Origin of the sequence: Niabella pedocola (genome assembly GCF_021044425.1) — a bacterium.
Classification (GTDB): Bacteria; Bacteroidota; Bacteroidia; order Chitinophagales; family Chitinophagaceae; genus Niabella; species Niabella pedocola.
Map to the genome: position 1 here is coordinate 401,116 of NZ_JAJNEC010000004.1, position 24,106 is coordinate 425,221.

The 24,106-nt window shown below is 47.5% G+C and carries 17 protein-coding genes; 4 read left to right on the forward strand and 13 right to left on the reverse strand.

Features of this window, described 5'->3' with window-relative positions:
- Positions 1 to 6: 6 nt before the first annotated feature.
- Entirely contained in the window at positions 7 to 165 is a 159-nt protein-coding gene (gene ccoS / locus LQ567_RS05645; RefSeq protein WP_231003140.1) for a cbb3-type cytochrome oxidase assembly protein CcoS, read from the reverse strand.
- Positions 166 to 234: 69 nt separating this feature from the next.
- Positions 235 to 2,721 carry a heavy metal translocating P-type ATPase gene (locus LQ567_RS05650; RefSeq protein ID WP_231003141.1) on the reverse strand — a complete coding sequence of 829 codons (2,487 nt, stop codon included), beginning with the start codon at positions 2,719 to 2,721 and terminating at the stop codon, positions 235 to 237.
- Positions 2,722 to 2,854: 133 nt separating this feature from the next.
- On the opposite strand from LQ567_RS05650, the gene LQ567_RS05655 reads away from it, so the two are divergent.
- The 4 genes from LQ567_RS05655 (at position 2,855) to LQ567_RS05670 (ending at position 5,878) form a co-directional block, all read left to right on the forward strand.
- Positions 2,855 to 3,241, forward strand: coding sequence for a BlaI/MecI/CopY family transcriptional regulator (locus tag LQ567_RS05655; RefSeq protein ID WP_231003142.1), 387 nt, complete (start codon positions 2,855 to 2,857; stop codon positions 3,239 to 3,241).
- A 3-nt stretch (positions 3,242 to 3,244) separates the two neighbouring features.
- Entirely contained in the window at positions 3,245 to 4,945 is a 1,701-nt protein-coding gene (locus LQ567_RS05660; RefSeq protein ID WP_231003143.1) for a M56 family metallopeptidase, read from the forward strand.
- A gap of 144 nt (positions 4,946 to 5,089) precedes the next feature.
- Positions 5,090 to 5,461, forward strand: a complete 372-nt coding sequence (locus LQ567_RS05665) for a co-chaperone GroES (RefSeq protein ID WP_231003144.1) — start codon at positions 5,090 to 5,092, stop codon at positions 5,459 to 5,461.
- An 18-nt stretch (positions 5,462 to 5,479) separates the two neighbouring features.
- Positions 5,480 to 5,878: a cupin domain-containing protein gene (locus LQ567_RS05670; protein ID WP_231003145.1), complete on the forward strand. Its 399-nt coding sequence runs from the start codon at positions 5,480 to 5,482 to the stop codon at positions 5,876 to 5,878.
- 739 nt (positions 5,879 to 6,617) lie between these two features.
- Here the strand turns inward: LQ567_RS05670 and LQ567_RS05675 are convergent.
- The 11 genes from LQ567_RS05675 to LQ567_RS05725 form a co-directional block, all read right to left on the reverse strand.
- Positions 6,618 to 7,310: a peptidylprolyl isomerase gene (locus LQ567_RS05675; protein ID WP_231003146.1), complete on the reverse strand. Its 693-nt coding sequence runs from the start codon at positions 7,308 to 7,310 to the stop codon at positions 6,618 to 6,620.
- A 61-nt stretch (positions 7,311 to 7,371) separates the two neighbouring features.
- Positions 7,372 to 9,273 carry a beta-N-acetylhexosaminidase gene (locus tag LQ567_RS05680; RefSeq protein ID WP_231003147.1) on the reverse strand — a complete coding sequence of 634 codons (1,902 nt, stop codon included), beginning with the start codon at positions 9,271 to 9,273 and terminating at the stop codon, positions 7,372 to 7,374.
- Between the two features lie 69 nt (positions 9,274 to 9,342).
- Entirely contained in the window at positions 9,343 to 10,317 is a 975-nt protein-coding gene (locus tag LQ567_RS05685; RefSeq protein ID WP_231003148.1) for an FAD:protein FMN transferase, read from the reverse strand.
- A 310-nt stretch (positions 10,318 to 10,627) separates the two neighbouring features.
- On the reverse strand, positions 10,628 to 12,391 hold the full coding sequence (locus tag LQ567_RS05690) for a phosphodiester glycosidase family protein (protein ID WP_231003149.1): 1,764 nt from the start codon (positions 12,389 to 12,391) through the stop codon (positions 10,628 to 10,630).
- A gap of 89 nt (positions 12,392 to 12,480) precedes the next feature.
- Positions 12,481 to 13,740 carry a DUF1735 domain-containing protein gene (locus tag LQ567_RS05695; RefSeq protein WP_231003150.1) on the reverse strand — a complete coding sequence of 420 codons (1,260 nt, stop codon included), beginning with the start codon at positions 13,738 to 13,740 and terminating at the stop codon, positions 12,481 to 12,483.
- 24 nt (positions 13,741 to 13,764) lie between these two features.
- Entirely contained in the window at positions 13,765 to 14,760 is a 996-nt protein-coding gene (locus LQ567_RS05700; RefSeq protein ID WP_231003151.1) for an alkaline phosphatase family protein, read from the reverse strand.
- 23 nt (positions 14,761 to 14,783) lie between these two features.
- Positions 14,784 to 16,796, reverse strand: a complete 2,013-nt coding sequence (locus tag LQ567_RS05705) for a M60 family metallopeptidase (protein ID WP_231003152.1) — start codon at positions 16,794 to 16,796, stop codon at positions 14,784 to 14,786.
- Between the two features lie 11 nt (positions 16,797 to 16,807).
- The gene (locus LQ567_RS05710; protein WP_231003153.1) at positions 16,808 to 18,553 is read right to left on the reverse strand and encodes a DUF5008 domain-containing protein; all 1,746 of its coding nucleotides are present in this window, start codon (positions 18,551 to 18,553) and stop codon (positions 16,808 to 16,810) included.
- A 20-nt stretch (positions 18,554 to 18,573) separates the two neighbouring features.
- Entirely contained in the window at positions 18,574 to 19,335 is a 762-nt protein-coding gene (locus LQ567_RS05715) for a fasciclin domain-containing protein (RefSeq protein WP_231003154.1), read from the reverse strand.
- A gap of 10 nt (positions 19,336 to 19,345) precedes the next feature.
- Positions 19,346 to 20,914 carry a RagB/SusD family nutrient uptake outer membrane protein gene (locus tag LQ567_RS05720; RefSeq protein ID WP_231003155.1) on the reverse strand — a complete coding sequence of 523 codons (1,569 nt, stop codon included), beginning with the start codon at positions 20,912 to 20,914 and terminating at the stop codon, positions 19,346 to 19,348.
- A 10-nt stretch (positions 20,915 to 20,924) separates the two neighbouring features.
- Positions 20,925 to 24,092, reverse strand: a complete 3,168-nt coding sequence (locus LQ567_RS05725; protein ID WP_231003156.1) for a SusC/RagA family TonB-linked outer membrane protein — start codon at positions 24,090 to 24,092, stop codon at positions 20,925 to 20,927.
- Positions 24,093 to 24,106: the final 14 nt, after the last annotated feature.

A 24,106-nucleotide genomic window follows, 5' to 3' on the forward strand; every position in this document is an offset into this window, starting at 1 on the left:
TTTTGGTTATTTATTTTTTGATGCTTTTTTTTCCTCAAACAATATCCGGTTGGGCGGGGCATAATCATCTTCAAACTGTCCGTCCCGGATGCTCCAGATCAGCCCAGCCAAAAAAATGACAGCGATCAGGAGACTTACGATAGCGGTGATGATGATGATGTTCATTACGCGGTAAAGGTCTGATGATAGCGGCGCTTATGCATTGACCCAACACAGGTCAGTACATGATATTGATCAGGAAAATGAGTTGTTTAATTTCCGGCCGTACCACTCCGTAAGCAGAAAAGTGATCAGGATGATGCCAATGGAACTCACCGGCATCAGGATGGCGGCTACTACCGGTGTAAGCAGCCCCTGCAGGGCGAAGGCCAAACCGATGATGTTATAAATAATCGAATACACAAAACTGATCTTAATAACCGTATCGGCCTTGCGTGTAAACCAAAGCAACCGATCCAGCCGGGTAAGCGCACGGGCCTCGATGATGGCATCAGAAGCGGGTGTAAAATGCCCTCCATCCTCCATTACCGCAATACCTACATTCGCCTGCCGCAATGCACCGGCATCATTTAAGCCATCCCCGGCCATCAGCACCTGTTGATGCTCCTGCTCCTGCAGTTTTTTTATATAATGGTATTTGTCTTCCGGAGACTGATTAAAGTAAATGGGCGTGCCGGCACCTGTCATTGTTAAGAGGCGGTCCTGTTCTGCATTGTTATCCCCGCTGAGTATGGATAGTGCCGCGTTTCGCCGGATCCGTTCCGCAAAAGCAGCAAAACCTTCGCGGTAGGTATTCCGCAGTTCGAAAAAGCCCCACACTACGCCATCTGTACTGATATACACACAGGAGCTGTCCGCAGCCGTTTCGAGCCCTGCAGCTCCCCGAACAAACAGCAGGCTTCCGGCTTTTACATGTTGTTCCTGTACCCATCCTTCAATACCCATTCCCGGAACATTGCGGAAGCTGTCTACCGGAACATCCGGTGCCGTTTCCAGCTCCTGCAGCACGGCGCGGCTCAACGGATGGGTAGAATGCCGCAACAGGGATGCGATCTGCGATGTCTGCTGCAAATTGAGCGCACGGCCTTTATAGGTTACTTTAAAATGTTTATTCAGCGTGATGGTTCCCGTTTTATCCAGTACGATGTGATCAATACCGGCCATCGCCCGGATAACATCGGCATTTTTAAGGAATAGTCCTGATCGCTTTAAGATCCGCATCACATTGCCATTGGTAAAAGTAGCCGCCAGCAGCAATGCACAGGGACAGGCTACAATCAGTGTGGTTGTAAGCGCATTCCACATGATACCGGTTTCTCCACGGGCATACCAGAAACCCGCAGCCGTCAATGTAAGCAATAATACGCTCCAGGTAAAAATACCGGAGGCCCTATACAGAAAGCTGTCGTTCGTTTCTTTTTCCAGTGCCTCCCGGTTCCATAAGTTGGTAAGGTATCCCTGGTCCGACCGTTTCATTACCATCAGCTCCAGCTTCTCTCCTACCTGCCGGCCGCCGGCGTACACCAATCCTCCCGGTTCAATGCGTTTCGGCAGACTTTCACCGGTTACAAAACTATAGTCAATCAATGCTTTTCCCTTTATCAAAACAGCATCCGCAGGGATGATCTCCTGGTCATAGATTTCGATCCGGTCCTTTTCCCTTAACGCGCTGATGCGTACAGGCTCCGTACCCTGTTCCCGTTTTACAGTTACCGCAATCGGGAAAAATGAACGGTAATCCCGGTCAAACACTAAAAAGCGTTGTGTTTTATCCTGTGCCCATCTTCCGATCAACATAAAAAAAACAATACCGCTCATGCTGTCGAAATAGGTATTGCCATTCAGCAGGAACAGGTTGTAAAGACTACGAAAGAAGGTAACTGCAATGGCCAGTGCAATGGAAAGATCAATATTAAGGGTGCCGCTCCGGATCCCCTTCCAGGCATTGGAAAAAAACTCCCGTGCACAATAGAAGAAAACAGGAAGTGCAAGTGCCAGTGCGATATAACGGAAGGCCGCCCCGATCCGGTCCTGCAGGAATCCCGCTACTGAAAAATACTCCGGCAAGCTCAACATCATGATATTGGCAAAGCAAAATCCAGCGATACTGATCTGTACCATGCGTACATTGTGTGGCCTTCCGGCTTCCTTTTTTCCACCCGGCGACAGATAGGGTTCGTACCCTATGCCCGTCATGGTTTCCACCACTTCCCGAACAGAAGTTTGTGAGGGATCCATTACAATAAACACTTCCTTGGCGGAGAAATTCACCCTTGACGACCGGATGCCCGGCTGCAGCCGGTTCAAATTTTCCAGTAACCACAGGCAGCTGCTGCAATGCATATGGGGTACGGATAACGTCAGATGCATTTGCGTGTCATCTGAAAAAGACACCAGCGAGCCGGCAATGGCCGCGTCGTCCAGAAAGGCGAAACGCCCCTCCCGTGCACGGTGCCGCTGCGACTGTCCCGGATGCGCATTCAGATCGTAATAGGTGCAAAGCGCATTTTCGTTTAAAACCTCGTAAACCAGCTTGCAGCCCTGGCAACAGAAATATTTATCCTCCGTTTTTAAGTGCTGATCGGGACAGGGATCCCCGCAATGATAACAGGCTATTGTTGTATCGATCATTTCCGGTGCTGTTTGCTTTTGCTCGGGCAAAGGTCCTGCTTGAACAAGGTTCATCCCTTGTCCATCGTCATCCATGAACCTGATATTCATCACCCCCGTTAAAAGCCTATCTGAGCACCGGGACCGGCTCCGCGCTTCAAAAATTTGTTAAAAAGCTCCAAAACCCGTGTGTGAAACCGGTTCATACGAAAAAAATCGTAAATTGCGGATAAAAGGAAGCTCTATGCCGGATAACAAATCATTGAAACCAACCGAAAGCGAATTGGAAATTCTGCAGGTTTTATGGGAGAAGGGAAACGCCACCGTAAGGGAAGTTCATGAGAACCTGCTTACGTTTAAAGATGTAGGCTATACAACCACACTGAAGCTGATGCAGATCATGAACGAAAAAGGATTGGTAAAGCGTAATGATTCCTTCCGCACACATATTTATAAAGCGGCCGTAAATAAAGAGGTCACTCAAAAATACATGCTGCACAAATTTGTAAGCAACCTGTTCGGGGGGTCCTCTTCCCAGCTGGTAATGCAGGCGCTTGGTGACGGCAAGGTAACCGAGCAGGAACTGGACGAAATTCAACTGATGATCGATCAGCTTAAAAAGAAAGACTAAACCATGCAAGAGGGATTGTACCATTTATTTACTGCTTTGGGAGATGCGCTGTTCAGCAGCATTTGGCAAATGGGTATTATCTGGCTGATGATTACGGTTTACAGCCGTATACATTCCACAATCTCTGATGCAGCCAATAGCCTGTTGCGGTTTTGTGGTTTAGCAGCCGGTTTTGTATGGTTCCTTATTACCTTTTTTGTTGCGCTTGGCACACCAACTGCAGCACAACCTGTTTTAAAATGGGGCATCGACATAAAATGGTCCCGGCCTTTATTGAATTATGGCGCCGTTCTGTACCTCGTGCTGCTGGTATTTCCGCTCCGTAATATTCTCAGGAATTCATTGCAACTTCGCCGGTTGCGGAGAAATGGTATCGGCCGTGTACCGGGTGCCCTGAAAATTTTTATGCTGGATACCGCCAGCTATCTGAATATTAAAAGAACGATAAAGCTATATACGTCATCGATTATTTCGTCGCCGCTGACCATTGGTTTTTTAAAACCGGTGATCCTGCTTCCGCTGGCCCTGATCAACCAGCTTACGCCGCAACAACTGGAGGTGATCATCCTCCACGAGCTGGCGCATATCCGGCGAAATGATTACCTGATCAATTTGATCACACAGGTTGTTCTAACCTTTTTGTACTTTAACCCTTTTGCGCGCATGCTGGTAAAAGCGCAGGAACTGGATCGCGAAAAATCGGCCGACCAATGGGTCATCCGTTTTGAATATGGCCGTTATATGTATGCTTCCACCCTTTTACAACTGGCCCGCAACCGGGTGCACGCCAATGGATTTGCGATGCAGGCTTCGGGAAAAGAAAGCCAGTTAGGCAGCCGGGTGGCCGCTATTATGGGCAACACATCCAGGCCTGTACTGCCCTCGAAAAAGATAGGCATGCTGGCCTGTTTGCTGTTACTGTCTGGGGGGCTTTACTTCGTGCGCAGCACACAGCCTCCCGCAACGGCTGTTGCTTTTAATGAGCTGCGCCCCATACCCGTGGCCGCCGCCGAAGCCCGTTATGTAACACCGGTTTTTGCTGCCGCACCTGCCGGCGCTGATGAAAAGGATTACCAGATCCGTTCTATTTCTGTGCTGGAAAAACCTGATAGCAGACCGGCCGACGATGCCATCTACCTGAAGAGCGCTGAAGATCCAAATGGAAAAATACAGGCACCGGCTCCGGCGCCAGTGCCACAGATCAACCCTGATCAACCCCTGGTTCTTTTTGCAGACCATCCTACAGTAGTGGTACCTGCCCTAGACAGCGCGTCCGAAGAGAAGGTGCAGCAATCGATGGAAACCTTTAAAAAGGTGATCACCGAACTTAGCTGGAAGCATGTTGAAAACAGTTTGGCTGAAAGCGTGACCGAACAACAGAAAAAGGTATTAAGGGAGCAGTTAAAGCGGAATATAAACCAGGTGAACTGGGAACAAAATGCTAACCTTTTGCGCTCATTTTATAAAGACATTAACTGGGAGCAAACCGATGAGCAGCTGAAAGCGAGTCTGGAAGCATTGCTCTATGCCAGGTCTGCACAATACCGTGCAGCAGTAAAACAGGCCACTGCCGGGCAGCAGCATCGTACTGCCGACAGCATCGCTGACCATGCTGCTGAAGTGCATCATTATGCCGATGCTCCATCCCGGCTTTTATCCAAAAGGGACAGCCTTCTGAACAAGGGGAAAGTTGTAGACCTGTAGATCCGTATAAAATAAGTCGCTCTTCTAAACACTAAGCTTAAACAGGCTCCGCTTGTTGCTTTCGGATGCATTAGTGAACGCCCCGCTATGCCCTTTTGCAGCTTCTTTTTATTAGTTATCTTTACCCTTCAATTCAGATAAGGTATGAGAATAACCGCAGATAACCGTTTCAGAAAATTAATCGTCATTGGCGACCGGCTGTTAATTCAACCCGTGAAAGGGAATGAACGTACAGAAAGTGGCTTATACCTGCCACCGGGTGTTCAGGAAAAAGAAAAAGTACAACAGGGATATGTGATTAAAACCGGGCCCGGATATGCCATCCCCGTTCCGGTTGAAGACGAGCCCTGGAAGTCGGATGAAGACCAGGTAAAATATGTTCCGTTGCAGGCCAGGGAGGGCGATCTTGCCATCTTCCTCATGAGTGGCGCAACCGAAGTGATGTATGAAGGAGAAAAATATTTTATCGTTCCGCAAAGCGCGATCCTGATGCTGGAGCGGGAAGAAGCATTATAAAACCCAAAAACAAATACGATGAAAGGTTTCCATACAGATATTGAAAAAGACACCCTGGATAATAATGCTTTTAGAAAAGTATTATATACCGCCAAGCAGCTGCAACTGGTATTAATGACCTTACAACCCGGGGAAGAGATCGGTGCCGAAGTACATACAGAGAACGATCAGTTTTTCCGGTTTGAAGGTGGTACGGGCAAGTGCGTGATCGATGATCATGAATATACCGTTCGTGACGGATCCGCTATTATTGTTCCCCTGGGTGCCCGGCATAACGTGATCAATACCGGCAATGAGCCGTTGAAAATGTACACGCTTTATGCGCCCCCCCATCACAAAGACGGTATTGTGCGCGATACCAAAAAAGAAGCAGAAGATAACGAAGAAGAATTTGACGGCGTTACCAGCGAAGGGTAACGCAGCTCTGCATATTTACATTACCGCTAAACACCAGTGGCAAAACCGGCCTCGTTCAATACCAACGGGCTATAAAATGCTGCCTATGTTCAACCCGGAATACCCCCACCGGAGCTCCATACCTCTGAACGGTATGACTATGCACAGGCGGGATTTTATTTTATTACCATCTGCTGCCAGGACAGGGCAAGCCTGTTTGGAAAGATCATAGATGAAATAATGCTCTTAAACGATGCCGGGAAAATGATCGAAAAATGGTACTACGAAATAGCCCATAAATTTCCCGGCAAAAATGCCATGCAATGGTGATCATGCCGGATCATTTTTATTGTATTATTGAAGTCCTGAAACCGGAACAACTTTTAGGAACCGGACACGCGGGTGAGGGTTGGGGCGGGTGGTACAATGGGTGAAAACAATGTCGCCAAACGAATATATACGCTGGGTGAAAAACCTGGGCTGGACGCCATCTAACGGCAAATTATGGCAACGCAATTTCTAAGAACATATTATCCGGAATACGGCATCACACGAACGTATTTCAAAATATATTGATAATCCTAAAAAATGGCGGGAGGTGAACAGGATGGTGAACACGTAGGTTCGTTGCAACGTAGATTCGTTACGACCTCGGTTCACCGCAAATAGATTCGATAGAACGCGGGAACGATATCTGAGGTAGGGTGAACACGTAGGCTCGCCACAACGAGGCTCTTTACGATGGGTTCGCCTGGGGATATTACCGTTTCACCATTTTTGCCTTAAGAATCCGGACATTCCGGATGGGGCGATCCCGGTCCCGGCCCTTGCTCGTGGGTACCGCGGCGATCTGATCCAATACCTCATAACCTTTTATCAGCTGACCAAATACCGTATAGTTTTGATCCAGGTGCGGGGTACCGCCAACGGTCGTATACGCTTCCCTGTAGGCGGCGGGGATCTTTCGCCCGTTCAGCCGTTTTACTTCAAGCGTATCCAATCCGCCGCTGGTCCACACCTTCCCCTGTACAATATAGAACTGGCTGCCACTGCTGGCCTTTTGCGGATTAACGTCATCACCTTCCCGCGCCGCGGCCAACGCGCCTTTCCGGTGGAATAGCTCCGGCCGGAATTCTGCCGGCACGGTATATCCAGGCCCACCCTCTCCCAGGGCTTTGCCGCCCGGTGCCTTGCGACTGTCCGGATCGCCCGACTGGATCATAAATTGCCGGATCACCCGGTGGAAAAGCACATTTTTATAATACCGGTGTTTTACCAGTTTAATAAAATTATCGCGGTGCAACGGCGTTTCATCGTTCAACCGCAATACCATATCGCCGTAATTGGTACGTAGCAGCACATCTTTTTTATAATCAGCAGGAACAGGCTTGCCCGTGGCACAACTGCTCAGCAATAGCAGTCCGGCACTACATATCAACAGGAAGTTTTTCATTTCCGGGGAAGTTTTCCTTTTACAGGACATTGGGAGGAATGCCTCATTGCTTCACAAATGACTATTTCGCGCGCTTTTTAAGATCCGTCACTTTTATCGTCATTTGACGGCCGATCTCTTTTTTCCCTTTATAGGAAATAATGCGCAGCTCGTCGGCATCCTTGGGTATCTGTAAGGGTTCTTTATATTTCGGATAAAAACGATCAGGAGCTGAATTATCAAAACTGGTATAAATATCCAGGCCTTCGATCTCCGGCGTCAGCGTCACCAAATACGCATCTCCCTTTTTGGCCACCGATACTGCCGGATCATAGATCGCCGGAGAGTATTTGATCTCGGCTGCATCAAAGCGGTTAAAGAAGGCCTCTGTTTTAACCGCAAATTTATTCCAGTCTTTTTTGTCCAATGGCGACCAAACCGACTCTGCGATCGCCAATCCCCGCGGCCAGGTCATGTATTCTGCCTGACGCATCGTGTACACATTTTCCGTCCACAAATTGGCCTGGCCTCCCAAAATATATTTTGCGTTTGCTCCTTCGGGTATGGGATTAAATTTATAGGTCTGCGATAACCGCAGGGAGGCGTAGATGGGCACTTCTGTGCTTACATCGCCCTGCATATAATCGATATAGGCAAACTGTGTAGGACTCATCACCACATAGTGTTTCGACTTTGACGCCTCAATACCATGTTGCTCACCGCGCCAGCTCATGAGCGCCGCCGTGGGCGAAATACCGCCTTCCAGGATCTCATCCCAACCCATCAGCTTTTTGCCCTTTGCATTTACAATCTTTTCAAGACGTCTTTCAAAGTAAGCCTGTACCTGTGGTATGGTTTTTAATTTCTCTTTTTTCATAAGCGCCTGCACCTGCGGGTTTTTTTCCCAGAAATTATGGGGTGCCTCATCGCCGCCTACATGGATATACGGAAACGGAAACAATTGTGCCACTTCCGTCATTACCTTATCCAAAAATCCATATACCTTTTCGTTGGCCGGACAAAGCGTATTATCAATCAGCGCAATCGGCGGTGCTCCATGCGACCAGTCCATGATGGGCTCACCGGAACGTACCTGGTATTTATCGGCACCCTCTGTACAGGACAACTCCGGGTAAGAAGCAATGGCTGCCAGGCTATGACCCGGAACATCAATTTCCGGAATGATATTGATAAACCGGGCCTTTGCATACGCCACCAGTTCCCTGATATCTTCATGGGTATAATAGCCGCCATAAGATTTAGGTTCATCCGGCGCAGGCGGTGTAAATGTATTAAACAAGCCCACTTTGTTTGCACGCCATGCACCTATTTCCGTAAGTTTGGGCAGGCTTTTGATCTGCAATCTCCAGCCTTCATCATCCGTAAGGTGAAAATGGAACATGTTGTATTTAAAACGCGACATATTGTCGATATACTTTTTTACTTCATCTACCGTAAAAAAGTGTCGCGACACGTCCAGCATCAGTCCCCGCCATCCCAATTTCGGGTAATCCACAATTTCAACGGCAGGCGCCTGCAACCGCAGGCCATCTATACGTTCCACACTTTCGATCTGGGGCGGCAGCAGTTGTAAAAATGTTTGAACCCCGTAAAACAAGCCGGCCGGTTTATTGGCCTTTACGGTTACCTGGTCCGGTGTTACAGAAAGCGTATAGCCTTCATCACCCAGCCGGTTGTCAGCACTTTTATTCAGTACCAGGTTAATAGATGCTTTACCGTTTCCTTTTTGTTCCTGTACCGTAGCACCGGTATTGGCTATCCGGTCTTTTAACAACGCGTAGGTATGCCCCAGGTCCGCTTTTTCGGGAACACCAACGGTTACGTTCTGCGGTAATATAAAAACGCCCTGTTGCACGGTCACCGAAACCGGCTCGGGTATTAATGCGATGGATGGTGATGACGGCTGAGCGGTGCCTAACAAAGAAAAAGCTACAGCAAAAATCGTCAGGGATAGTCTGTTCATAACAATCAATATTATAAGATTTGGCTTCAGCTGCTAATATAGCCAATTCGTGCCGGAATTTTGTCAGATTTAGTCGCGGTTTTTCAACGCTTCAAAGCCGGCTGAGGCGGTATCGGCCACCGTTCCGTTCGCTTTTGTATAGATGAAATACCCTTCCATCCCCGGGTGTTTTTTCAAAAAAGCAAAGGCTTCATTCAGGTGCAGCCCCATAAATACATTATCATAAGCATCTGCCGTTATGCCGTCCTTTGCAACAATGGTTACGCTGATCATTTCATTTTGAAGCGTGTAGCCGGTACGGGGATCGATGAGATGCGAGATCTTCTTATTGCCATTCTGATAAAAATTGCGGTATTTGCCTGAAGTGGTCACCGCACCATCATCTAAAAAAATAGTTTTTATCAATACCGGTTCCGACTCATCTTCTTTATCTGAAGGACTCTCCACCCCAATTTTCATCCGCTCGCCTGAAGGTTGCTTGCGACCTTTGATCCGTATCTCGCCTCCAACCTCTACCAGGTAATGCTGAACGCCTTTGCCTTCCAGGAAACCGGCAATCACATCTACGGTGTATCCCTGTGCGATGCCGTTTACATCAATTGTAAGCCGCGGGTCTTTTTTCAACAGGCTGTCGCCTTTAAAATATAATTTCTGATACCCCACATACGCCAATGCGGCTTTAACCTGCTGCGGCGTAGGTTCCGTTTTGGATCTTCCATCCGGCCCAAAACCCCAGAGTTTTACCAGGGGCATTACGGTAATATCAAAAATGCCTGCGGAGGCCCAGGAAACTTCCAGCGCCTTTATTACCACTTTTTTCAGATGCTTATCCGGTACCAGACCCCGCTTTTCCTTGTTGAATCTTGTAATCTGCGAATACGGTTTGTAAATAGATAAAGAACTGTCTATGGCGGTAAAAATGCTGTCTGTTTGCTCCCGGGTCAAACTACTATCCGGTGCATAATAGGTAATATGGTACGTAGTGCCTTGCGCAAAACCGTTGATATGGAAGGTTTTGAGTGGTAATGATTTTTTAAACGCCATAAATGCAACAATCAGTAACACACATCCTAACAGGCAACCGCTTCTTTGTAAAAATCTCCGCATAACGGTCAAAGATAGGGCAGAAACCGGAAATGGAAGCGCAGGCGTCCGGGCCCGGCAACCGCTGCATGCACCAAGCATTGAAATCTTTCAGATGAGCGGGAGTTCCCGGTTTAAAATAATGCCCGACCTTCCTGGTTCAACCCAACCAAATACCGGCTCCAGTTTTATCATTTAGCGCCTCCATTTTTAGAACATAAAAAAACTGCCACTAAATAGTGGCAGTTTACTGCTAATAAGCGCATATTTTTTATGGTACAATTTTTACAGTCACTTTCGTAGTCATTCCGTTATAGGTAGCCACCAACTCGGTAAGGCCGGTAGTAGTGCCTGCGGTAAACGTTGTTCCGGAAACCGTTCCCAAACCATTCGCCTCAGTGAGTGATACCCCGCTGATATTGGAAGAAACGATATGCCCATATTGATTCAGTCCGTAGAACTTTGGAGTGATGGCTGCACCTGCCTTTACGCGCGGTGCGTACAGGTCTGCTATCAATTTCACCACTACGTTGTCTGTAGGAGCATTAGAGGTCACAAACAGGGCATTACCTGCATTGGGTGCCGTGGTTGTGTTGCCGGGGCGGTTTACCAACCCGGTATTATTAAATCCGGCTCCTTTTACATACATCGTGCTCAAGGCGCCTCCGTTCATATGCACGGCATCGGCAACTCCATATAGTTTCAAAATTTCTGCCAGGTCATTCGTAGAAATCCCCACAGACTCTCCTGCAATGACGCCTTCTGCAGCGCAGAACACGATCACCGACTTATCTGCAGAAGCACCGATCACCGTTCTTGCAGCCCTGGTAGCCACCGGATTCAAGACCTGTCCGTTATCCAAAATGCGTAAATCGCCCGAAACCATTTGCTGTGCAATAGCACCGGTTGCGGTATTCCTGGCATAGTTTGCAATGGTTAACACATCTCCGACACCATACCTGTTCAAAGGAATGGCCGAGAAATCATGACCTGAAATTACGGCACCGTTTGCAGGTATAGCCGTATTTCCGAACTGCCCATATACAACCTTGGTATTGATCTTCACTTTTACGTTGGTATAATCGCCCCAACCACCACTTACCGGTGTAACCGCCATCTCCGTTCCAAAATTGTTGGTCTGCGTGCTTTTTCCCCTTGCCGGGTTGAACAGGATCAGGTCGTCCTGGGCACGGGAATTATTCACATTTTTAATGGCCACTTTTTCACCATCGGGAACCTGAACATATGATACAAATTCAAACGGATCAAAATAAATGGTTTTACCGTTAAAATACACCGGTGCATAGGTAGGTGTGGCATAGTTCATGTTCGTGATCAATCCATCTACGATACAGGTATTATTCACCCTTCCCAGATTGGCATTACCGGCCGTATTATTAAACAAATCTCCATTTATACCTGCAAAATAATTGGTACCCGCAACCGTTTTTCTTACCGCCATGGCCGGCACTGTTTCTGTATTTAGCACCGTATCCCGTGCCAGAACAGTTTTGAATGAGACCCGGGGATTTTTGGCATCAATAAATGTTAAATGAACTTTTAAATGATTTGTTGTGTACCGGTCGGTAAAGTTCAATACCATATATTTTGTGCCCGGGCCCACATCCATTATCGTTGTAGTATCGATATCGTAGTAGTTGTCGCCGATCTTCACACCTTCTTTAGCCGGGGGAAGCATATAGGTAAACGTAACCTTGTTAGAACGGAAAACTCCTGAGTTTACCATAACGAAAGCACTTCCGGTACCAAAGGGAACCACCACCACGATTTCCTTATCGGTGGCCGAAACCACGTCCAGCTTTTGTACACCAAATGTTACTTCTCCTCCATTTGGAAAACTTCCCATAATCCGCAGGGTATCCCCGATATTCCCGGAGGTTTTACTCAGGGCCGAAATATTGGGGGCACCTTTCCCCTCCTCCAGCTCCTGCTCTTTACCCGTATAATCTTTATTACAGGAAACGAAGATCCCCATTATTAAAAGCAGCAGCTTCCAGTTACCAAATGTTTTCATCTCAATCGTATTTAATAACATATTATTTTTTGTTCGTCTGTCGATCCGGGCGCGCCATCCCGGCGTATTTTTAATGATCAGGAAACGTTCTATAGCTCTGCTACATAGAACCCGTTAATATCAAAATCAGCATACCGGATCAGGTCTCCATTTGCCTTTATACCGATGAGATCTTTATTTTTATATGAAAAGATCCGGCTATACTTAAAAAAGCCCTTTCCTACCTGCCACCGGTCTGTAGCAAATGTTGCACCGTTAGCAGCCAACAGGTATACCAGGAGCCCAGTTGGATGATTTACCACTACCGCATTCTTAATGATACAGGGGTCTCTATACACATCTCTAATCCATCCGCCATTGATGTTATTTCTTGTAGCGGCGGTTGCACTGGCATTTAACGTAAAATACCAGAAGGTATTACCGGTAGCATGCACGCCATACCAGGCGCCGTTTACTCCCTGGAAAAAAGTATTGGAAAAAACGGATGCAAAATCCGCAGACTTATACGCCAGCACGGTATCTCCGATTTTAACATCCGGCATATTGGTAATGCTCCAGCTTACCACAGAATTCAGGTAGGGCCCTTCTGTTATCACACCGATCAGCCGGTTGTAACCCGAATTAAAAAACAAGGAGGTTACTTTATCAAATCCCGACGCTACTTTTACCGGTGCTCCCAGGGTTTCCCGGCCCTTTAGCGGATATACCCACAAATCGCCGGCCGCATCACGGAGCATTAAATCGTCGTAGAAATCAAAAATACGCACCCCCGGATCATTGAGCTGGGGAATATTCCCGATGTATTTACCAACAGGTTTCTGCTGACAGGTAAACACATAATAAGCGATCTGCAATTGCGGATCAACAGGAAACGCCGGATCATTGGCTTTGAATTTAACCGGCAACACGTACACATCGCCATTGGACAAGCCATCCAAATTTACCCGCAATGGAAGCGTACCCGTGGTAAGGGTTCCTTTTTTAATGGACACATTTTCATCCAGCGAAAAATTAGCCGCAGGCAACAGTTTAGCAGTCATGCCCTTTTGCGTGTTATAGGCATCCACGTAGGTCTGGTCTAACGTTTCAAATTGAATCGGAATGTCATGATCCGGAGCAGTGGTTCCTCCTATCGTTACATTTACCACGTTAAAGGCCGTATCTCTTTTATCCGCATCTACATATACTTTAAAATTGATATTCCCTGTAAGACCTGCCTGCACCAAATAGATATTGTTATAGGATTTTAACTCCTCCTCGGCTGCCGGCAGGTTTTCCTTTGCACAGGAAGCCATACCCAGCAGCAGCAGGGCGGTGATACCGCTCCTGATCCATTTTAATTTATCCATAATTCGTTCCATTTAATCTCCGTATTACTTTGTTAAAAACTCCAGTTCAAAACGGTCCAGCCAGGAGGATCCGTTGGTCATGGTATTGGGTTTGGGAACCTGCAGCCAGTACAGCATCATAGCAGCCACATCTTCATTCTTTGCCAGGATCGCCGGGTTCAGTTTGGTAATATCCTGGCTGGTAAAGCCTTTATTGTGTGCAATGATAAACCCGGGAATTTTCAGTGGTGAATTGGGCCAGTTCTTTGTAGTGAGCAGGGTATCACTTACCTGGGTGGTGGTGATAACGGTCAGCCACTTTTCATCGTTGTATGTTGCCCGGCTTTTCAGTGCATTCATAATATCGCCAATATACGTATCCACTGTCCGGATCGCGGCTTCATATTCTGCACCGGCCTTGTAACCATACACACTACCTGCCTGCTGTACGGAGGAAAAACGGGCAAATACCACATCCATATTCTCCGACCGGAGGACCTGCTCTACATTGGTTTTGGTTTCTGCATCGCTTGAGGTTACCACCTTTTTATCGCCATCAGCCAGCAGGGTTTTCACAAGATTGGGCCAGTTCGCCACCGCTGCCAGCTTTTTCGAAGGGATGACGTCGTGAATATAACGGAACGTTGTCATGTTCAACGGCACGGGAATTGTGTTCGTACTGTCTACCGGTACCGCGTAAAAGGTGCTGTCCCATAACCGGGTTTCAAAATTCCCGGTAAACATAGAACCCAGAGCTGCGGTATTATTAACCGGCAGGTTGGTAACCGTGCTAAAAGAATACTTGCCGTTTTGCAGCAACGATTGAATGGCGGCCGGCTTTAACGCCTGCAATACATCAGCGGCTAATCCATCGATATTAATCAGCAGCATTTTCCGCTGATTGGACACCGACCGTACCGTTGTATCTGCTTTGTATTCTTCGATCTGTACTCCGGGGTCTGCAAACTTCTTACACCCTGCCAGCAGCACCGTACCTATCAGCGCTCCCGTTGCAATGCCGTATAATTTCTTTCTCATCATAAAAATTGATTCGTCAGTTATTGTTATTCCGCTGTTGGCGGATATACCGGATCCTGTGGTTTATCACCCGTTGAGATACCACGCAGCGCGCCAAATTCTGCCGTTGAAACGGTATTTACCACCGGACTCGCAGGATATGCAAAGGCCGCTTCAAAACGTATATACCGTACTCCTACATAGCGCTTGTTACCATCAAAGTTGGCCGTGTTCACCGTTCCTGCGCCTATATCCCAACCGGCACCGGTGTAGGCCTGCGTCCAGTTAATATTATCCCAGCTTACCCATATTTTAATGTTTCTGGGACGGAAGGTAGATGCACCGTTTACATAGTAAAACCCACCTACATCGGCCATAGTTCCCATATCAAATGTTACCGTATGCGGTGTATGATTTTCTCTTGTCTGCCAGAGCGTATTGACATCTCCATCCAGCAGGTTCACCGCATACAGTTTTGCAGTGGTAGCCTCCTGGCAACAGAAGCCGGTCACCGTCCAGGCAGTTCGCTCCAGTTCCCTGGGCTTCGGCATCAGCGAATCTTTTACACCGGTTTTAGTAATTGGGTTATACAAAAAGACGGTCTTCGTCATAAACGGATATTTTGCCTCCATGGAATCCGCAACAGCTGCCGAAACAGGGATCGACCAGGCCCGGAAAAACGCGGAAAGATCGGTTTTCGTAAAGTCACAGGCTTTTGTAAAAAAGTAGTCCATCCTTTGCCGGTCATTCAATCCTCCTTCTGTATAGTGCCGCGCGTCATACTCGATCTGACCCAGTAAATCGTATCCATAATATTCAAAGAGCTGCACAAAGGGAAGTAACTTGATCAGGTCGCCGTTGGTCCGGTTGCTCAGATCACGGTTGAACTGACTGGCATAGTTTTTTGGTTGCCTTGTGTACCAGATACCGGTATCTACCGCCAGCGACATTGCCGGAACCAGGTTGGCATAATTAATACCAAGCCTGTTAGCCATCTTGGCGGAAAACAGGTTACCCGCGGTAGCGCTCAGTCCGCTGAACTGCCAAAAGCCGGTGCTGTTGTTTCTGCCGATTTCATACAGGGTTCTCCAGGCGCCCTTGGTGGTGAGCGACTGATAGTTGGCAATTTCGTTTGTAAACAGGTTTTCATCCATCTGCATCACCACCGGAAACGAGTTATGCGCATACGTTAACCGCGGTTGTGCATCCATGATCACCCGGATGGGATGATTGGGTGCCTTGTTCAGAGAATCAGCGGAAATATCTTCCAGTCCTTTCCATTTATAAATATCCTCCTCAATAATCCGGTCCCATTCCTGCATTAATGCCGTCGGATTGGCAATGGGATGTTTATCCAGGAATATTTTCGGCAGTTCAAAAATAATACGCCTTCCTCTTAACTGGAACCAGGGCACGGATGATTGCTGTACCTGTGTATTCCAGCCTTCATCGGTGGATGTTCCGAGAATAAAATCCGGAGACCGAACGGCACCCGACACTTTCACCGAAACCGTACCCATATCTTTTATCGTACCATTAGTTCTTAAATAAAGCGTGCCGCCATACAGGTTCCGGATTACATTTTTTCCGGGCTGCAATGCCACCTGGTTATAAATCAGCGGGTCTCTTTTGGTGGCGGGTACGCCATTCAAATTATCGGTCCATCCGCCAATCACCGCAACAATTCCGCTTACGCTCTGCGGGGCCTCAATGGTAACCGGCTCACCGGTGGGTGCATACAACCCGGTGCTATACCAGGGCTGGGGCGAAGCCGTGATCCGGATGTCTGAGCTGGGCACATGGCGCGCCGAAAAGTCGATGGTTACATCTACATTATTCAACCGGGGTTCTTCGTCGCCCACCAGCCCGGGAAAATTACGGGCTGCGGAGAGCTTGGAAAGATCCTTCGCCAGGGAATCCGATTGTCCGCCCGGCATATTGGCCTTATCCTGCCCGCCCTCATAGCCATCTGCAAAATTGTAGCCGTATTTTTTACAGGCTGTAAACCCGATAAGGATCAAACCCGCCAGCAGTGATAATTGTCTAAATTGCTTCTTCATAACTGTGCCATTTATTTTGGTTCCAACCCAATTCTGATGATATTACCCACCGTTTCATTGTCGAATAAATTGAAATTCCCCACAAGGAGCAGCGCTCTTTTGGTACCTGATTTTGTTTCCAGGATATCGAGGATCGTACCGCTCATGGCACCGGTGTTGTTTAGTCCGTTTGCCAGTGTACCATCCGCATTCAGGATCATAAAATTCTGACGTGTTATAAAAACCTCGGAACCCGCGGGCTTGTATTTACCAAAGTTTCCGCCGATCACAATTTTACCATCATTCAACTGACCTGCATATGTAACCCAGTTTCCGCCGGAGCTGGAAGTACGCATCAGATCGCCCATAGTAAACGTGGGGTCTGTGGTGCCATCTTCATTGAGCATGGCAAGACCGTTGGGTGTAGGCATGCCGTTAAATTCGGTAAACATCCCAATTACCAGCAGCTTGCGGGTAGTAGCGTTATAAGTGATCCTGCTGATTGCACCGTTGGCACGGGCCTTAAACGAAGGGTCAGGCTGCCCGTTATCGTCCAGCATCATGATCCGCTGCACGGAGATGTTATTGAAGGTGGTAAAGTTTCCTACCACGATGATTTTTCCATAAGGCGACGCACCGTCGCGGATCTGCACCGCGTCGGTAATTTTCTCATTCGCACCTTTCAGGATCTGCCCCCGGGTATTATCGTAATTGTACGTAGTATCCAGGTTCCCGTTTTGATCCATGGCCCCCACGTTGGGCATATAGGTAACCTGACGTACTACATTCGTGTAGGTAGATAAATTGTAAAGATTCTTCCGGTGGTTTGTAAAATTCCCCACACTGATGATCCGCCGGTTCTTATCCAGGAACGCTCTCAGGGTACTTTCGTTAAAGCCGCCGATAAAGGCCGGGAGGGTATCCACATTATATTGCGGTTCCAGGGGATTGGGGTTGTAAACATTCTGCACAACCGAATCCATCATACCATTCGTGTATATGCGGGTCATATTATTTACCCCATCCCGGTTATTATACAATCCAAACCCGCCATAAACCAGGTATCCCGGAAACTCGGTCAGCGGCAACAGCCCGGCTACGGAACCACTGGGGCCGGCGCCTTTGGCAAAATCGGTTTTAATGGTACCGTCAACAGGATTCAATTTCAGGATATAACTTCTCTTCGAGGGAATGACTCCTGTAGCCGAAGGTGCATCGTAGGAAGTAAGATTATTAAACAGCGTAAAGCTTCCCATAACATAAATACTCTGAACAGCTCCGATATCTTCCTGGTAAACCCGCGAAATGGTATTATTGGAACCGGAACCCAGTACGATATTTCCCTGCTGGTCGTTGGCCAGCCGATTGAATGTAGAGTCGAGCCATACATTTCCCTTTACTTTAAACTGGGGGCCAAAATACATCCGGTCCTTTACCACAATCGTAGCGGCTCCTGAAGATGCATTTTCCGGAACCATAATGGTAATGGTACTATCGGATGGAGACATCAGTTCAATTTTGGCTTCGATGCCATTTAATAAAAACTGTACATCGCCGGGCGCCAGGTTGATCAATGAATCCAACCCTGCTACTTTAAACTTCACCAGCGTTCCCGAGGATCCGGAGCCCGGAATGGGAGCAGCACCGGCAAACTTTACATAAGTTTTCACGGCAGGCTTATACGCTCCGGAAAAGCTTTCCCTGTTCTTTTTTGAACAGTACGCCCCTGCTGTTAGCACCAGCAGCAATGCGATTGACAGACGTATGTTATTGCTCATTCGATTCATGATTCTCTCTTTCAGTTCGTTTTTTTGTTAAATCCATAATACCTTGCCAGCGCCAGCGCGTCTACAGGATTAAATCCGAAAAGATGCGGTGTATACAAAATACCATCAACAGTAGAAGCCCCCTCAATACCTGCATATGCCAGCACGTGCACCATTCCGTTTTTTGGTTTAATATTACAGGTGGCCACCCGCGCCCATATCCAGGAGTTATAGGGCGCCGATTCATTGGGCACATAAGAAATATTCAGGTACCGGTATCCCTGGTATTTGATACCCCGCGCACTGGTAAATATCGCTCCTATATTCATCACCCGTCCTTCTACCGATCGCGAAAATTCACCGGGAAACGCCTGTTTATTCAACAGATCCAGCTGGGGATAGTCCTCCAGGCCCTTTACGCTTCTGAACATATACTGCTGCAGCGTCGCTTTCCAAAAAGCGGGATTTACACTCCCCAGTGAGGTTATGGTGTCTTCACCGAGCCGTTTTAATTCGGAATTAAAATAATCCAGGGTCATATGAATGCTGGAATCTGCAGGTGCAAAAAAAGTAAAACTGCTATCCCTGAACGTAGATTCCAGTCCCGCCAGCTTAATCACCTGTACCAGGGTATCAAAAATAATGGGCTTCGACTCCAGGAACTCCATCATGGAGCCATTGAATTCCGGCCGGCTCAGTCCTGAATCGAAATAATATTCTTTCTGACAGGCCGTTGTCAGCAACACCACCGCCAGCACAGTTCCCAACAAGGTATATTTGAATTTGCTTTTCATCTGCTTTGTTTTACATCCAGAATGGATTGGGTTTAATTTTCGGATTGGACAACATCACGTCCTGATGGATCGGGTACGTCCAGGCACCGTTCAAAAATTCATCATAAGTGATGGGGAATGGAGTGTATTGCCCGCTCAATATACGCTTGGTCCGTACCAGGTCGTAAAAAGTGGAGCTCTCTCCCATCAGTTCGCGCTCGCGCTCCCACCAGATGGCATCGGAAAGCTGTTGTCCGAATTGATTTGTTTCCAGGCCGGTGAACAGCTCCGCTCCCGCCCTGTTCCGGATCACGTTTACATCGGTTACGGCTTCTGCATAGCGGCCCAGTTTTTCCAGGGCCTCCGCTCTTAACAGATAGGCATCTACATAGCGGAACAGGATCTTTGCATCATTTGGGTTTTCTGTTTCCTGCTGGGTAGCAAAGGTGTTCAGGAACTTTTTAAATACAAATTGCCCGGTATTGTTATACATATTGGGTTCTTCGAACCAGTTGTCGATCCGTTTGTCTGTTTCACCGTTTGATTGCTGGTCATAGAGCTGCATCAGGTAAGGTGTGGAGTAATACAGATAGGTTACATTCACATTCTTTTTATACGGTGTTCTTAACACGATATCTGCAATAGTGGCCAGCAGTCCGAATGTTTCTCCGAAGTTGTAATCCTGGCCAATCTCGAACAGGCTTTCTTTGGAAGATCCCTTAAAGATCTCTTTAAAGTTCTCCAGCGGCAGCAGTTCATAAACGCCCCCGTTCTGATCGATCAGCTCTGTGCCCAGGTTAACGGTTTCTTGGTAATATATTTTTTCATTATCCGAGTCAAAACAGGCCATCCACATATTCATTTCCATCATCAGGGCCAGGGCGCCTCCCCGCATGGCCCGAACACCACGCAACGTGGGATCTGCATAGGTCCAGGGCAGGTCATTTTTTGTGGCACTTAACGCGGTCAGGCAGTTTTTAAACACTTCCACCTGGTTCATGCGCTCATGCGGTGTATCATCTGAAGGGTCGGTAACATACGGCACATCACCCCAATGACGTACCATCAGGAAATAGGTGAGGCTGCGCAGAAAGATGGCTTCTGCTTTGTACTTCTTGCGTTCTTCTTCAGTAATATCCACGATATCCTTACTGTCGATATTGGCAATCACCGTATTGGCCGATGTAACGATCCGGTACATATAGCCCCAGTTGGACATATTTTTAAATCCAAACTGGTTAATGCCCTGATCGAAGTTGCCATACGCTCCGGAGGTTCCGGCCGTAGAGCTCAGAATACTTTTGATCCGGTTATTGTTCAGATCGCTGATATAAACCCTCCCGGTACCTTGCGTGGAAGGTATCCAGGCCGTACAGCGGTAATCGGCCATGGCCAGCAGCGAATACCCATCCATCACCGTATAGTTACGGAGCAGGATATACGCCCCTGTCATAAATTTCTCCACATCATCTTTACTTTTCCAGAAGTTGTTTCCCGACATGGAGTCTACCGGGTTTACATTGAGAAACTTTTTACAACCTGTGCCGGTCATCATTCCTGCAATCAGCAGCAGCATCAATATATACTTTCTATGTTGCATAAGTTGAATTTTATAATGTCACGTTGATACCAAGAGAAAATTTACGGGGATTGGGATAACCGTTTGGCTGATCCCGTCCCAGGTCAGAAACATTCTCGGGGTTGGGCCCTGAATAGTTGGAGATCACCCAAAGATTATACCCGGTGAAAAATACCCTTGCCGTTTTGAGCCGGATCCGGCTGATCCAGTCTTTATTTAAACTATAGCTGAGTGTAAACGTGTTGAGTTTAAAATAGGATCCGTCTTCCATAAAGAGTGTCTGATTATACCGGAACGATTCGATGGCTTTATTTTGATCATAGGAATAAGGATTCGGATACGTAGCCACATCCCCCGGCTTCTTCCAGTAATTATAGTCGTCGATCAACGGCAGAGAAGATGCTGAGAAGGGCGTATAGAAATACTGGAACCGCGCTGCCAATGGTGTGTTCAGCACATCCCGGAACAGGGTATATGACCATTGCAAAGACATTGACCAGTTTTTATACGTAAGATTGTTAATAAAACCACCGGTGATTTTTGGCTGCGGATCTCCCACGGCCACGCGGTCGCTATTATCAATTACATAGTCACCATTCAGATCGGCAAAAATCGGGTCGCCTCCTCTTAAAGGCCGGCCATTGATCTGCTGCCGCTGCCCGGTAAGGGGGTCTACCGGCACATCTGCATCCGAAGCATACACACCTTTTGTATTAAACATGTAGTTGGTGAGGGCATTGCTTCCGAGACGGTACAACACAGGAAGTCCTAAAACATCCGTGGCATTCACTACCAATTGCCGTGCACCATTGGGCAAATGGGTTAATACGTTCTTATTAAATGCCCCGTTGATATTCATGTTCCAGGTGAAATTTTTCGTCTGGATGGGCCGGATCCGCAATGATAATTCATGCCCGTAGTTCACCATACTGATTTCGTTGGTGGGTTTATTGGCATAGCCGGATTCCGTAACGATATCTACCTTCCGGCTCAGGTTTTCCACTGTCCGGTAATATACATCATACTCTATGGCAAATCTTCCTTTCAGGAAACCGGCTTCAAAACCACCATTCCAGGAATTGGAGGTATTGGGCAGGAAATAGGCATTGGGGGCCGTTTCAAAACTGAGTCCCACAGATGGCTGTCCCATGTAAGTGCCACCCGGGAAGTATCTTCCGTAAATAGCATACACATCCCCCTGCGGAACAATATTTTTACCCCAGCTACCCCGGAATGAAGCATAATCTACCCAGTTCACATCCTGCATGAATTTCTCCTTGTACAGGTTCCATTTAAAGGACGCAGTAGGGTTATGGCTGTAGCCGGATAACGGTCCGTTGGTAGATGTACCATCAATCCGGTAGCTGAGTTCCAGCACATAGCGTTGTTCATATGCATAACTCACGTTACCTCCGTAACCAAATATCCGGCTGTTACGGGGCACCCCGTTGGTTCCGAACCTGGAATTGGAAAGGTTATAACCGATAGGACCGGAAATATAATCATTAGGTGCCCCGTACAGCAGCAGTGCGTTGCTGCGTACCATATCCACTGATAAATCGGAGAAGGCGTAGGAACTGATATAATGTTTCTCGTTGTTAAACGTTTTATTATACGTTAATACGTTCCGGTTATAGTACCCGTTACCGATCCTTGAAAAGGTATTGTACTGAGCCAGCGGGTTAGCACCTGTAGAAAGATAATAAGAGCTGCCGCTGTTTAACCACGACGGATAAAACGTATTGCTATTGGAATGCGAATAGGAATGGCTTCCCTGCGCCTGGAACCGGAGATTTTTAAGGATCACCAGGTCAAACTGCAGGTTAGACATAATGGTTGCCGTTTTATTATCCTCCTCGATCTGGAAGGCCGCCAGGGCATCACTGTTCTCCGTGTAGATGCTGGGCGGCGGCAATGTAGTAGAGGCCATACCGCTCGTAGCTACCCCCGTTTGCAACAGTCCTACCCCACTTCCATTATTACGGATTGAATTATTGGCATTGATACTGGCAGTAAGTTTCATTTTTTTGGACTTGGGCTCGTAGATGGTATTCATCCCCATCGTATAGCGCGACATCCCTGTATTTTCAATAATCCCCTTTTCATTATAGTATCCCAGGTTGATCTTATAGTTAAAACTGGGATCACCACCTTTGATACTTAAATTATGATTTTGGTTATTGGTGTTTTTAAAGAAATAAGATTGCCAGTTGGTGGAGTTATTATAGTAAGGATTTAAACTGTCCGAGAGGTAAGGCATTGCATTCGCCATTGCCCAGCCGGCATGTTCGGAGAGGTACTGGTTGTACCGGATGATCTGATCGATTTTTGTGTTCCGTTCGATCAGTCCTCCGTATATATCCCGGAGCTTTGGTACGGTACTTACAAAAAAGTTGGAGATATAATTGATCTCCGGCTTTCCGGATCTTCCTTTTTTCGTATTGATGATCCACACACCGTAGGCCCCACGCGAACCGTACACTGAAATAGCCGCCGCATCTTTCAGGATCTGCACATCCTCAATATCCTCTGCAGGAATCAGGGTTAAAGGGCTTACGCCGGCGCCTGCCGTGGCAAAACCATATTCGTAATCGGTATTGGGATCAATCGGTACCCCGTCAATAATAATCAGGGGCTGGGTTGATGCCAGGTAGGCTTCGTTACCGGAGCCGGATACATCCACAGAACTTAAACCCCGCTGAAAGATGGAGCTACGTGCACCGGGCATACCACTGTTGGTTTGAATGTTTACCCCGGGCACTTTCCCCTGCAACAGATCTGCCAGGTTGGCTGCCGGTACATCCTTAATATCATCAGAAGTAATTACTACCGAAGATCCGGTGGAAAGCACTTTGCTTTTTTTCGCAAAACCCATTACCACCACATCATTCATCGCACTCTTGGCATCGTCCGAAACCAGGTAGATCGTCAGATCATTCTCATCGCCGCTCAGCTTGTAGGTTTGCTTTTTATATTCCACATAGGAAAAATTCAGCGTTTCTGTGCGCGTCATTCGAATGGTAAATTGTCCCAGCGTATCTGTATGCGTACCGCGGTTACCCACCACGACAGAAACCCCTTCAATGGCCTGCAGCGTTTTGTCGTCCACTACCTTCCCCCGTATTTCAACCTGTTGTGCATGCAGCAGGTGTGCTGAAAAACAAAAAAGTGTAAGCAATAAGCCCTTCAATATCCTCATAGCTTTTCGTTTAT